Origin of the sequence: Microlunatus sp. GCM10028923, from assembly GCF_042666975.1 — a bacterium.
Taxonomy (GTDB): Bacteria; Actinomycetota; Actinomycetes; order Propionibacteriales; family Propionibacteriaceae; genus Microlunatus.
On sequence record NZ_JBHTFF010000002.1, the window covers coordinates 283,175 to 295,200 of the forward strand.

The following is a 12,026-nucleotide window of genomic DNA, read 5'->3' on the forward strand; positions in this document are numbered from 1 at the left end:
TTCCAAGAATGAGCGCACGCGCCGTGCACCTCGGACTGGGCGCGTTCTTCCGCGCCCACCAGGCCTGGTACACCCATCGGGCCAACCAAGATCAGTCGGGCGATCCCTGGCTGATCACTGCCTTCACCGGTCGGCAGGTCGAGCTGGCCGACACCCTGACCGCCCAGGGCTGCCGCTACACCCTGATCGAACGGGCCGCCGATGGTGATCATGCAACCGTGATCGAGAGTCTCGGCGCCGCCGTCCCGGGTGGTGATCATGAAGCCTGGCTGGCCGCGCTGGCCGACCCGGCCACCGGCGTTCTGACCAGCACGGTCACCGAGGCCGCGTACCGGATCCATGATCAGGACCGGGATCGGCTGATCGCGGGCGAGCCGGGGATCTCCGCACCGGCACGGATCCTGGACGGCCTGCGGGCCCGGTTCCGGGCCGGCGGTGCGCCGCTCGCCGTGCTCTGCTGCGACAACCTGACCGACAACGGGGCGATGCTCCGCGGCCGGGTGCTGGAGCTGGTCGGTGATCTTGGTGGCGACGCCGGGCTGGCCGACTGGGTGGCCGAGTCGATCACGTTCCCGTCCAGCATGGTGGACCGGATCACGCCGGCCACCACGCCCGATGATCTTGTCGTGGCCAAGCAGTTGACCGGCTGGGATGATCAGGTTCCGGTGGTCACCGAGCCGTTCAGCGAGTGGGTGATCACGGACGACTTCCCGGCCGGGCGGCCGGCCTGGCACACGGCCGGGGTACGGCTGGTGGACGACGTGGAGCCGTACGAGCAGCGGAAGTTGTGGCTGCTCAACGGCGCCCACTCGCTGCTCGCGTACTACGGGCTGCAGCGAGGTCTGGCCACCATCGCGGAGGCGATGGACGACCCGGCCTGTGTCGCGACGATGGAAGACGTCTGGCGGGACGCGGCCGCGGTGCTGCCGTTCCAGGAGGCGGAGATCACCGAGGCGACCGAAGCCCTGCGCGAGCGGTTCGGCAATCCGCGGATCCAGCACCGGCTGGCCCAGATCGCGGCCGACGGGTCGCAGAAGTTCCCGGTCCGGTTCGGCGAGGTGTACCGGCGGCGCCGGGCGGCCGGACTTGATCATGGCGCCGGGCTGCCGGTGGCGGTCGCCGCCTGGATCCGGCACCTGGCCACCGATCAGGTCAAGGACGCGGGTGCCGCCGAGTTGATCACCCGGCTGGCCGCCGCGGCCGGCGACGCCGATCGGGTCCGGCTGGCCCTCAGCGTGCTCGGGCCCGAAGCGGCCGACGATAATGATCTTGCCCGGGACACCGAAGCCCGGCTCACCGAATTACAGGAGAAGTCGTGAAGATCGAACGCGCCGAGGTGATCGTCACCTCGCCGGACCGCAACTTCGTCACGCTGAAGTTGACCACCGATGACGGACTGACCGGCCTCGGTGACGCCACGCTGAACGGCCGCGAGCTGTCCGTCGCGTCCTACCTGTCCGACCACGTCGTGCCGTTGTTGATCAACCGCGACGCGCACCGGATCGAGGACACCTGGCAGTTCCTCTACCGGAGCGCCTACTGGCGGCGCGGCCCGGTCACCATGGCCGCGATCGCCGCCGTCGACGTGGCGCTGTGGGACATCAAGGCGAAGGCCGCCGGGCTGCCGCTCTACCAGCTGCTCGGCGGGGCCAGCCGCAATGGCATCCTCGCCTACGGGCACGCCAGCGGGCCGACCACCGAGGCGCTGTTCGACAGCATCCGGTCCCACCAGGAGCAGGGCTACCGGGCGATCCGGGTGCAGACCGGCGTGCCGGGCCTGAAGGCGATCTACGGCGTCGCGGCCAACCAGACCGCCGCGGGCAACAAGGGCAAGCGGTACGACTACGAGCCGGCCCAGCGGTCCGGTCTGCCGACCGAGGAGGACTGGGACACCCGGGCCTACCTGCGGCACCTGCCCACCGTCTTCGAGGCGGTCCGCAACGAGTTCGGACCGGAGCTGCCGCTGCTGCACGACGGCCATCACCGGATGACCCCGATCCAGGCGGCCAAGTTGGGCAAGGCCCTGGAGCCGTACGACCTGTTCTGGCTGGAGGACTGCACCCCGGCCGAGAACCAGGAGGCGCTCCGGCTGGTCCGGCAGCACACCACGACGCCGCTGGCGATCGGCGAGATCTTCAACACCGTCTGGGACTACCAGACCCTGATCCGCGAGCAGCTGATCGACTACGTCCGCAGCGCGGTCACCCACACCGGCGGCATCACGCAGCTGAAGAAGATCCTGGAGTTCGCCGCGCAGTACCAGATCAAGTCCGGCATCCACGGCCCGACCGACATCTCGCCGGTCGGCATGGCCGCGGCCCTGCATCTTGATCTTGCGATCCACAACTTCGGGATCCAGGAGTACATGAAGCACGGCGAGAAGACGAACGCCACCTTCAAGCAGTCGTTCACGTTCGACGACGGCTACCTGCATCCGGGTGAGCAGCCCGGGATCGGTGTCGAACTGGACGTGGACGAGGCCGGCAAGTACCCGTACCAGATGGCCTATCTGCCGTTCAACCGGCTGGCCGACGGGACCGTACACGACTGGTGATCAGATACCGAAAGCCCTGAGTCCCGCCGTTGGGACTCAGGGCTTTCGGCTTTCAGTGCCGTGACGGCACTGGCTCAGATGCAGACGAGGCCGAGCAGGTCGATGATCTTGCAGTCTCGATCGTCATCGTCATCGTCGTCGCCGCGAGGCGGCTTGGTCGACTTGCCGGTCGGGTCCTTGCTCGGTTCGTCGGTCGGCTCGCCGGAGGGCTCCGGATCGCCGGTCGGCGACGGCTTTTCCGTCGGCTCCGGATCCTCGGTCGGCTCGGGGGCCTTGGTGGTGCTGGGCGCCTTCGTCGGCTCGGGTTCCTTGGTCGGCTCAGGCTTCGTGATCGGATCCCGGGTGGGCTCCGGCTCCTTGGTCGTCGGAGCCGGCTCTCTGGTCGGCTCCTTGGTCGCCGGCGGCCGGGTCGTCTGGGTCGCCTTGGGTTCCTCGGTTTGCTTCGGTGTCGCGGTCCGGCTCGAGGCGGGGCGCTCGGGCGCATCGTCGGAGGGCTCGTCCCGATCACCGGACTGACCCTCGGGGGTGCGCTCGGTCGCCGACGGCGGGGTCGGATCCGGCGACTTCTCGCTCGGCGGCTGCTCGCTCGGCGGGGTCGACGGCGGTTCGTACGCCTCGTTGGTCTGGGGCGGGTCCGTCGGCTGCTGGTTCTGCTCAGCCTCGAGCCGGATCCGGTCCAGCTCCGCCTGCCGCTCCTTCGCCAGCCGCTCGGCCTCGGACTGGCCGGGCTCCTCGGCGCCGGCACTCCAGATGCCGGGCAGGATGATCCGGGTGCCGGGCGCGACGCTCGAACTGACCGGCTGGTTCTGGCCGAGGACGGCGGTCGTGCTGACCGCCAGCGACAGACCGAAGCCGGCGCCGATCACCAGCAGGCGGCGCAGGCCGGACCTGCGGGGTGGTGGGGTGCTCTTGGGTTCGGGGGCTCCGCCCTGCGCCGGCGGAGTCGCCGCGCGCCGTGGGTGGGGTGAGTGATCGGATGAGGGTGTGGGTCGGCCTGACACCGAGTAGGACCTCCTCGACGCGCGATCGGGCCCCCTGCGCGTTCCTACAACAACGGCGAACGTCCCCGATCAACGTCCGTTGTCAAACCTTCGGATTCGAGCGCCCTCCCATGGACACTCGGGGTGCCCGGCTCGAATCCGAAGGGCTCAGACTACCGAGCCGCCCGGCCCACGGGAACCCTGCACAAGCAACCAGTTCGAGGAAACTGTGATCGGGGCGTTATCGTGGTGGTGAACGACAGGGGAGCGCCGTAGGGCGCTGAGAGTGCGACACATCGCAGACCCTCGAACCTGATCCGGTTGACACCGGCGTAGGGAGTCGGGCCTTTCTCGAGCCGCGACGGGTCACCGTCCGGTTTTCCCTTCCATCGACCGTTGGAAGGACCATGATCATGACCACCGAGACCACCACCTCCGACCCGCATCGCGCGGTCGGGCCACTGCTGCGCTGGCGTACCGTCGATCTGATCACCGCGGTGATGATCGGCGTCGCGTTCGGCATCGCCTTCATCGGCTGGGCCCAGGTGACCAACCTGACCGGACCGCTGTTCCTCGCCCTGCCGCCGCTGGCCGGGCTGCTCGGCGGCTTCTGGTGGCTGCCGGCCGTCGTCGGCGGCCTGATCATCCGCCGGCCCGGTGCGGCGCTGCTGGCGATGCTGGTCGGGGCCAGTGTCGAGCCGCTGCTCGGCGGGCAGTGGGGGATCAGCACGCTCGGCTCGGGCTTGTTCCAGGGCATCGGCGTCGAGCTCGGCTTCCTGCTCTTCGGCTACCGCCGGTTCACCGCCCTGTCCGCGATGCTCGGCGGCCTGCTGGCCGGGCTGCTGGAGACGCCGTACGAGTGGCTGACCTACTACCAGGAATGGGCGCTGCCGTACGCCCTGCTGTACGCGGTGATGATGATGATCTCCGGCGCGCTGCTCGGCGGCCTGGTCGGGCTGGCCCTGGTCAAGGCGCTCGCCGCGACCGGCGTACTGGCGCCGTTCCCGCCCGGCCGGGAGCGCGCGGCGGCGCACCAGGTCTGACCGTGACGGCGGAGTCGAAACCGGTCCAGGTCGCGGCGGGCGAGGTCGTCGCGACCGGACTGACCTGGCGGCCGCACGGGCGCCGGGAGCCGACGCTGCGCGACCTGACGCTGACCCTGCGGCCCGGCGAACGGGTGCTGCTTGCTGGGGCCAGCGGATCCGGGAAGTCGACGCTGCTCCGGCTGCTCGCCGGGCTGGCCGACGAGAGCCTCGGCGAGCTGACCGGCGCGTTGCGGCTGCCCGACGAGCGGCCCGGCCGGGCCGGGCTGCTGCTGCAGGATCCGGGGCACGCGGTGGTCGCCGAGCACGCCGGCCGGGACGTCGCGTTCGGGCCGGAGAACCGGCGCGCCGACCGGCCGGAGATCCTGTCCCGCTCGGAGCGGGCGCTGGACGCGGTGCGCTTCCCGTACCCGGCGGTGCGGCGGTCGACCGACCTCTCCGGCGGCGAGACGCAGCGGCTCGCGCTGGCCGGCGCCCTGGCGCTGGACCCGGCGTTGCTGCTGCTCGACGAGCCGACCGCGATGCTCGATCCGGAGGGCGCGGCGACGGTCCGGCGGGCGGTGGTCGAGGCGGTCGCCGACCGGCCGGTCACCGTGGTCGTGGTGGACCACCGGCCGGGGGACTGGCTCGACTTCTGTGACCGCCTGATCGTGCTCGGCCCGGACGGCAGCCTGCTCGCCGACGGTCCGGCCGACGCGGTGCTCGCGGAACGCGGCGCCGAACTGGCCGCCGCCGGGGTCTGGGTGCCGGAGGCGCCGCGGCCGGAGCCGGTCCCGGTGTCCTGGCCGGCCTCGGCCTCGGGATCGGGTCCGGCGGTGGGGCTGCGGGTGTGCGGGCTCGCCGTCGACGCCCCGGGCCGAGAGCGCTCCGCGGCCGAGCCGCTGATCGACGGACTGGACCTGGACGTCCGGCGCGGTGACCTGCTGGCGGTACGAGGACCCAGCGGGTCCGGCAAGTCGACCCTGCTCCGGGTCCTGGCCGGCCTGCGCCCGGCCCGGACCGGCAGCGTGACCGTCGCCGGGGCCGCGCTGCCGAGGCGGTCCCGGGAGTTGGCGCGCCGGGTCTCCTGGCAGCCGCAGTACGCGGAGCAGCAGTTGACCCGGCGGACCGTCGAGGCGGAGGTGCTGGCCACCAGCGAGGCGGTGCTGGCCGACGACCCGGAGGCGCTCCGGGCGGCGCGGGCCCGGGCCGACGCGATCCTCGCCGCCCTCGGGCTGGACCGGCTGCGCGGCGCCGACCCGTACACGCTGTCGGGGGGTGAACAGCGCCGGGTCGCCCTGGCCGCGGCGGTGGCCCACCGGCCGGACCTGGTGCTGCTGGACGAGCCGACCGTCGGCCAGGATCGCGGCACCTGGGCCGCGGTCGCCGGCGTGATCGACGCCCTCCGTGCCGACGGTGCCGTGGTCGTGGTGGCGACTCATGATCAGGAACTGGCCGCCCGGGCCGATCGGACCGTCGAGCTCGGCGGAACCGGCGAAGCGCCTGACGAGCGGCCGGACCACCGGATCGCGCCGGTCGTCGAACCGGGTGATCCGCCCGCCGCGCGGTGCAACCCGGTGGCGTTGTTGATCATCGCGCTGGGGGCGGCGATCGGTTCGTTCTTCGTGTCGGACTGGCGGGTCGGGCTGATCACCCTCGCGCTGTCGCTGCTGTTGGCCCCGCTGGCGGTCCGCGGCGTCCGGCCGACCCTGGCCCGGCTGGTCCCGGTGACGCTGGCCGCGATCACGGTCGGCTGGTCGGCGCTCGCCTTCTCGGAGCGCGGCTTCCTGGCACCGGACGCGTGGCCGGTGGCGGCCGCCGAGGTGACCCGGATCGCCTGCCTGGTGATTCCGGGGGTGCTGCTGATTCCGTCCCTGCCGCCCAGTCGGCTGGGCGACGCGCTGGCTCAGCGGTGCAGGGTGCCGCACCGGCCGGTGGTGGCGGCCGCCGCGGGCCTGCTCCGGCTGCAGCATCTGCTGGACGTGTGGCGGACCATGGCCGACGTACGGCGGATCCGCGGTCTCGATCCCGGCCGGTCGCCCGCCGGGCGGGTCCGGCAGGCGGCCGGGATGACCTTCGCCCTGCTCGTGTACGCGCTCCGGTCGGCGCAGCAGTCGGCGCTGTCGATGGACGCCCGCGGTTTCGCCGGCGCCCGCCGCCGGACCTTCGCCCTGCCGTCACCGTGGCGCGGCGTGGACTGGCTGGCCGTCGGCGTCGCGGTCCTGCTGACCGCGGCGCCGATCCTGCTCAGCCTCGGCTTCGGCTGACCGTCAGAGGTATTCCTCGATCGCGCCGAGCAGTACGGACTTGGACTTGGCGCCCTTGAAGGCCTTGACCAGCTCGCCGCCGACGTACACCTGGATGGTGGGCAGGCCGAGCACGTGGTTGTTGGACGGCGTGACCGGGTTGGTGTTGGTGTCCAGCTTGACGAAGGTCACCTTGTCGCCGTGCGCCTGCGCCAACTCCTCGATCACCGGGGCGACCTGCTTACACGGGCCGCACCAGTCGGCCCAGTAGTCGACCATGACCGGCTTGTCGGACTTGAGGACGACTTCCTCGAAGGTGTCGTCGGTGACTTCGCTGACGGAGCCCATGTCTCTCCCTGCTCTCCTCTTCGGTGCTGACTGTTCAGACGCCGGCCGGGACGGCGGCCTCGGTGGCCACGTCCGCCAGGTCGGCGAGATAGCGCTCGGCGTCCAGCGCGGCCGAGCAGCCGGTGCCGGCCGCGGTGATCGCCTGCCGGTAGGTGTGATCGACCAGGTCGCCGCAGGCGAACACGCCGGGCAGGTTGGTCCGGGTGCTGCCGGGCTGGGTGAGCACGTAACCCTCGTCGTCCAGGTGGACCTGGCCGCGGACCAGCTCGGACCGCGGGTCGTGGCCGATCGCGATGAACAGGCCGGAGATCGGAAGTTCCCGCTCCTCACCCGTCTGGGTGTCCCGCAACGTGACGCAGTCCAGCGCGTGCTCGCCCTTGATCTCAGCGATCTCGGAGTTCCAGCCGAACTTGATCTTGGGATCGTTCTCGGCCCGCTTCGCCATGATCTTGCTCGCCCGAAGTTGATCACGCCGGTGGATCAGCGTGACCGACTTGGCGAACCGGGTCAGGAAGGTGGCCTCCTCGACGGCCGAGTCGCCGCCGCCGACCACCGCGATGTCCTTGTCCCGGAAGAAGAATCCGTCACAGGTGGCACACCAGGAGACGCCGTGCCCGGACAGCCGGTCCTCGTCCGGCAGCCCCAGCTTCCGGTAGCCGGAACCCATCGCCAGGATCACGGCGCGGGCCGAGAAGGTGTTGCCGTACGCGTCCTGCACCGTCTTCACGTCGCCGGTCAGATCGACCGCCGTGACGTCCTCGGCGACCAGCTCGGCGCCGAACCGTTCGGCCTGCTTGCGCAGGTTCTCCATCAGGTCCGGGCCGAGGATGCCGTCGGCGAAGCCGGGGTAGTTCTCGACGTCGGTCGTGTTCATCAACGCACCGCCCGCGTCGACCGAGCCGATGAACACCAGCGGCTTCAGCGCGGCCCGTGCCGCGTAGATCGCCGCCGTGTACCCGGCCGGTCCGCTGCCGATGATGATCACGTCGCGCACCTCGCCCGAGGGCTTGGTGGCCACCGTCTCGGCGGCCGGGGTGGAGAGCGTGATCGCGTTGACGGCCGGAACGATGCCGGAGAGGTTGCTCATCGAGATCCTTGTGGTCGTGTCGTTTTCGGAGCTGTACGGCTTCCGCCATCGCAACCCTACAGCGGTCAAACGCCCTCACCGGGCCGACTATTCCGGCACGGACCAGCGGGCCGGCACGGCCACGCCGACCGCCCCCAGCAGCGCCACCGGCGGCAGCAGGAGCAGCCCCCGCTCGCCGAGGTACGGCAGCGCCGCGGCCGCCAGCCCGCTGCCCGCCGCACCGGCCAGCAGGCCGGCACAGACCAGCGAGGAGTAGCCGCGGGCCAGGTCCGGCGCCGGGACCACCCGGTCCAGCTGCCCCGAGAGCAACACCCCGAGCGGCGCGGCGAGCAGGCCGCCGCAGAAGCCGGTGAACAGCAGCAGCCACGGGACGCCGGCGACCGCCCAGGCGAGCGCGGCCATCGCGGCGGCGACGCCGGTGACGACGGCGAGCCGGGTCATCGGCCGCCCGGGCCAGCCGCGGGCACCGTAGCCGAGGGCGCCGGCCACGTCGCCCAGCGCGCCGGCAGAGGCGATCGCCCCGGCCAGGAAGGCGAGGCCGGCCGCGGAGGTCACGCCGGGGATCGCGACGGCGGTCACCCCGGCCGCCAGCCCGACGCAGGCGTTGATCCCGAGCAGCCAGCCGAGGCCGCCGCGCCACCACCGCGACCCGGACCCGGACCGGGCCGCAGCCGGCCGGGTGGTCCCGCCGCGAGAGCGTACGGCGGATCGGTAGAGCACGGCCGAGCCGAGCATCAGCACGGCGATCAGGCCGAGCCCGGCGGCCGGCAGGGCGATCGCGACGGCCAGGCTGACCAGCAGCGGGCCGATCAGGACGGCGCCCTGGAACAGGACGGTCAGCAGGGCATAGCCGGCGGTGCGGCCGGCCGGGTCGAGCACGACGGTGGGCAGCCAGGCCCGGACCGCGGTGGTGATCGCCGGCACCGAGAGGCCGGCCAGGCCGACCACGCCGATCATGATCACGGGCGGTCCGTCGGCGTACCCGATCATGATCAGGGACGCGAACCCGGCCGCCGACAGCAGACTCATGATCATGATCAACTTCGCCGGGTTCCGGCCGCCGAGCAGTCGGCCCTGGATCAACAGGCCGAGGGCATTACCGGCGCCGAAGACCCCGGCCAGGGTTCCGGCCCACTGCAGGGATCCCGTCCACTGCTGGACGCTGAGGATGATCGCGAGGCTGGCCATGCCGATCGGCAGGGCACTGAGAAAGACGGCGGACAGAGCCGGTACGACGGCAGGGGTTGACCAGAGTTTCCGATAGGGCTGCAACATAAATGGGCATACCTCCAGGAGGCTGCCCACCCACCCATTGCCGGTGCGAGTCACCGGCTCGTATAGGCGCCCATGTTAGCGGAAGCGTTCCGCCCTCAGGAGGGTTCGTTGTCGGCGGTGCCGCCCTCGCGGTACGGCGAGGTGACGCCCTCGTAGACGAGGTGGGTCATCATGCCGAGCGTCGCATGCTCCAGATTGTGGCAGTGGTCCATCCAGATACCCGGGTTGTCCGCCCGCAGCTCCACCTCCCAGACCTCGCCCGGCTGCACCTCGAAGGTGTCCAGCCAGAGCGGGCTCCCGGTCGGCGCCCGGCCGTTCACCCGGAGCACCCGGACATGATGGCCGTGCGGATGCATCGGGTGGGTCTCGAACCCGCGGTTGACGATCCGGAACAGGACCAGGTCGCCCCGGCGCACGACCGTGGCGGGGACGTGCGGGTAGACCTGCCCGTCCATCGTGTACGCCAGCGCCGGACCACCGTCGTGCCAGCGCGGGAGGCGATCGAGCACGACCGTGCGTTCCTGGGTGAATCCGGTCGGCGGTGGCTCCGCACCGGCCGCCGAGCCGTAGCCGAGCGGGTCGAAGGTTCGGCTCGGGGTGACCTGCAGTGGGTCATCCGCCGGAGCCGTCGGGCGGGCCGGGTCGGCGAGTATCAGGCCGACCGAGTCGAAGCCGACGGCTCCGACCCGGACCGGGGTCGCGGGCATGGTGAACGTGACGTCGTAGCGCCCGCCGGCCGGCAGCCGGAGCAGCTCGGCGCGGATCGGGGTCGGTTCGGCCAGGTCGGTTCCGTCGATGGCAGCGACCCGGAAGTCGGTCCCGGAGACGACGAACTGCCGGGTCTCCTGGTCGGTGTTGATCAGGCGCAGCCGGACCGACCGGCCGGTCGGCACCGGCTGTCGGCGCACGGTGTCGGTCGCGCCGAGCAGGGCGATCCCGCCGCGGCTGTGGAACGGGAGGGTCAGGTCGACGTCGGCCCGCGGTCGGTCCCGGGGATGCACCACCAGGGTGCCGAACAGGCCGCGCCGCAGGGCACCGGCGGAGCGCTGATGGGTGTGGTACCAGTAGGTCCCGACCTGGGCGGCGACGAACCGGTAGCTGAACGTCTCGCCCGGCCGGACCGCGTCCTGGGTCACGCCGGGCACCCCGTCCTCGCCGTTCGGCACGTCGTAGCCGTGCCAGTGCAGCGTGACTCCGGCGGTCAGGTCCCGGTTGCGCAGCGTCACCTCGATGACGTCGCCCTGCTCGGCGACGATGGCCGGCCCCGGCAGCGATCCGTACGTCCAGGCCTCGAGAGTCCGACCGGACGGCAGGGCGACCGTCTGCTGGGCCGCCTCCAGGGTGATCCGGACCCGTCGCCCGGCGACCGAGGCCGGTGTCCGCAACTCGGCCACCGAGACCTGGTCGCCGGGCGGGTCCCCTGCCCCCGGTCCATGATCATGATCATGGCCGCCGTGACTGTGGGCGTTCGCCGTGGGCGCGGCGGGCCACGGCACGGCCGCCACCAAGATCATGATCAGACAGCCCGCCGCAGCCACAGTCGAGATCGTGCGCCGATCGGCTCGCCGGGTCAGCACAACCCAGCTGATCACGGTCGCGGCCAGCACCATCATGATCATGGCCAGGCCGGCTGCCGGTGTCAGCGGATAGCCGATCAGCAGTTGAGTCAGCAGATCGGCTCCCGCCCCGTACGACGCCGCCAGCAGAGCGACCCGGGTGGGAGTGCTGCGCGGCCGGCCGGCTCTGGCGTCCCGGATCGCGGCAACGGTGGCCCAGCCGGCGGTGACCAGGGTGAGTGGCAGCCCGATGATCACCTTCTCACCGACGAACCACCAGCCATGGCCCCACAACGCGACCACCCCGATGATCTTGAGCCCGGTGCCGGCCAGGGCCGCCACCAGAGCCAGCCCGAGGCCCGCCGACGATCGGAGCGTGGCGACCGCCCAGCCGGCGGCAGCGCCCGCAGCCAGCGCCAAGATCAACAGCTGGAGGCCCGAGCTGATCACGGTATCGGCGCGAGTACTTCAGCTTCGGCAGCCGGTGCCGGTTGGCGGGACAGTCGCCAGGCCCGCCGGGCCACCACGGTGCCGATGAACAAGATCGACAACCCGTTCAGTGCATGGAAGGCCAGCATGATCGTTCCGGCGGTGTTGATCTGGCCGTCCGGCGGCGGCGCCGCTCCGGTGATCACCCCGGTCAGAATGAACAACACGGTCTGGAATGCCAGTAGGCCGAGGGCGAGGAAGGTCAGCCCGATCGTCCGTCGGCCCGCCCGGGCCAGGAAGCCCGAGACGATCCACAGGATGATCAACACCGGCAGGACGATCCGCCCGTTGTTGCCGTGCAGATGGAACAGTTCGTCCTCCGGCATGCTGAAGACGCCGACCCCGGCCAGGTAGAACTGCAGGACGAGGCCACCGATCACCATGATCGAAAGCACCAGAAAGGCCCTTCGCATGAGTATTCCCCTCTGTCGTGGGGTCGTCGTCGGACCCACGCCCGACGCTAAGTGGC

The 12,026-nt window shown here is 71.5% G+C and carries 10 protein-coding genes and 1 riboswitch; of the genes, 4 read left to right on the forward strand and 6 right to left on the reverse strand.

The window, feature by feature from the left end:
* The first annotated feature begins 8 nt into the window (after positions 1-8).
* Both ACFQU4_RS05490 and manD read left to right on the forward strand, forming a co-directional pair.
* Positions 9-1,319, forward strand: coding sequence for a mannitol dehydrogenase family protein (locus ACFQU4_RS05490; protein ID WP_377487858.1), 1,311 nt, complete (start codon positions 9-11; stop codon positions 1,317-1,319).
* On the forward strand, positions 1,316-2,554 hold the full coding sequence (manD, locus tag ACFQU4_RS05495) for a D-mannonate dehydratase ManD (protein ID WP_377487860.1): 1,239 nt from the start codon (positions 1,316-1,318) through the stop codon (positions 2,552-2,554). Before ACFQU4_RS05490 ends, manD begins: the two co-directional genes overlap by 4 nt.
* A gap of 74 nt (positions 2,555-2,628) precedes the next feature.
* Here manD and ACFQU4_RS05500 read toward each other — a convergent pair whose 3' ends face one another.
* On the reverse strand, positions 2,629-3,420 hold the full coding sequence (locus ACFQU4_RS05500; RefSeq protein ID WP_377487862.1) for a hypothetical protein: 792 nt from the start codon (positions 3,418-3,420) through the stop codon (positions 2,629-2,631).
* A gap of 365 nt (positions 3,421-3,785) precedes the next feature.
* A riboswitch (TPP riboswitch) is annotated at positions 3,786-3,890 on the forward strand.
* 57 nt (positions 3,891-3,947) lie between these two features.
* Here ACFQU4_RS05500 and ACFQU4_RS05505 point away from each other — a divergent pair.
* Together ACFQU4_RS05505 and ACFQU4_RS05510 are read left to right on the forward strand one after the other, a co-directional pair.
* Positions 3,948-4,577 (forward strand): ECF transporter S component, encoded by a 630-nt coding sequence (locus ACFQU4_RS05505; RefSeq protein ID WP_377487864.1) that lies wholly within the window; start codon positions 3,948-3,950, stop codon positions 4,575-4,577.
* A gap of 2 nt (positions 4,578-4,579) precedes the next feature.
* Entirely contained in the window at positions 4,580-6,823 is a 2,244-nt protein-coding gene (locus tag ACFQU4_RS05510) for an ATP-binding cassette domain-containing protein (RefSeq protein ID WP_377487866.1), read from the forward strand.
* 3 nt (positions 6,824-6,826) lie between these two features.
* Here ACFQU4_RS05510 and trxA read toward each other — a convergent pair whose 3' ends face one another.
* The 5 genes from trxA to ACFQU4_RS05535 form a co-directional block, all read right to left on the reverse strand.
* The gene (gene trxA / locus ACFQU4_RS05515; protein WP_377487868.1) at positions 6,827-7,150 is read right to left on the reverse strand and encodes a thioredoxin; all 324 of its coding nucleotides are present in this window, start codon (positions 7,148-7,150) and stop codon (positions 6,827-6,829) included.
* 34 nt (positions 7,151-7,184) lie between these two features.
* Complete coding sequence (gene trxB / locus ACFQU4_RS05520; RefSeq protein WP_377487870.1) at positions 7,185-8,237, reverse strand: thioredoxin-disulfide reductase; 1,053 nt, start codon at positions 8,235-8,237, stop codon at positions 7,185-7,187.
* Positions 8,238-8,324: 87 nt separating this feature from the next.
* Complete coding sequence (locus tag ACFQU4_RS05525) at positions 8,325-9,512, reverse strand: hypothetical protein (RefSeq protein WP_377487872.1); 1,188 nt, start codon at positions 9,510-9,512, stop codon at positions 8,325-8,327.
* A 95-nt stretch (positions 9,513-9,607) separates the two neighbouring features.
* On the reverse strand, positions 9,608-11,518 hold the full coding sequence (locus tag ACFQU4_RS05530) for a multicopper oxidase family protein (protein ID WP_377487874.1): 1,911 nt from the start codon (positions 11,516-11,518) through the stop codon (positions 9,608-9,610).
* Positions 11,515-11,970 (reverse strand): DUF6220 domain-containing protein, encoded by a 456-nt coding sequence (locus tag ACFQU4_RS05535; RefSeq protein ID WP_377487876.1) that lies wholly within the window; start codon positions 11,968-11,970, stop codon positions 11,515-11,517. The genes ACFQU4_RS05530 and ACFQU4_RS05535 overlap by 4 nt, the downstream gene beginning before the upstream one ends.
* Positions 11,971-12,026 lie beyond the last annotated feature (56 nt).

Excerpts from the sequence above, each read along its gene's own strand:
- ACFQU4_RS05505 (WP_377487864.1), top strand. The coding sequence starts at position 3,948 with ATGACCACCGAGACCACCACCTCCGACCCGCATCGCGCGGTCGGGCCA.
- trxB (WP_377487870.1), bottom strand. The coding sequence starts at position 8,237 with ATGAGCAACCTCTCCGGCATCGTTCCGGCCGTCAACGCGATCACGCTC.
- ACFQU4_RS05535 (WP_377487876.1), bottom strand. The coding sequence starts at position 11,970 with ATGCGAAGGGCCTTTCTGGTGCTTTCGATCATGGTGATCGGTGGCCTC.
- trxA (WP_377487868.1), bottom strand. The coding sequence starts at position 7,150 with ATGGGCTCCGTCAGCGAAGTCACCGACGACACCTTCGAGGAAGTCGTC.
- ACFQU4_RS05525 (WP_377487872.1), bottom strand. The coding sequence starts at position 9,512 with ATGTTGCAGCCCTATCGGAAACTCTGGTCAACCCCTGCCGTCGTACCG.
- ACFQU4_RS05490 (WP_377487858.1), top strand. The coding sequence starts at position 9 with ATGAGCGCACGCGCCGTGCACCTCGGACTGGGCGCGTTCTTCCGCGCC.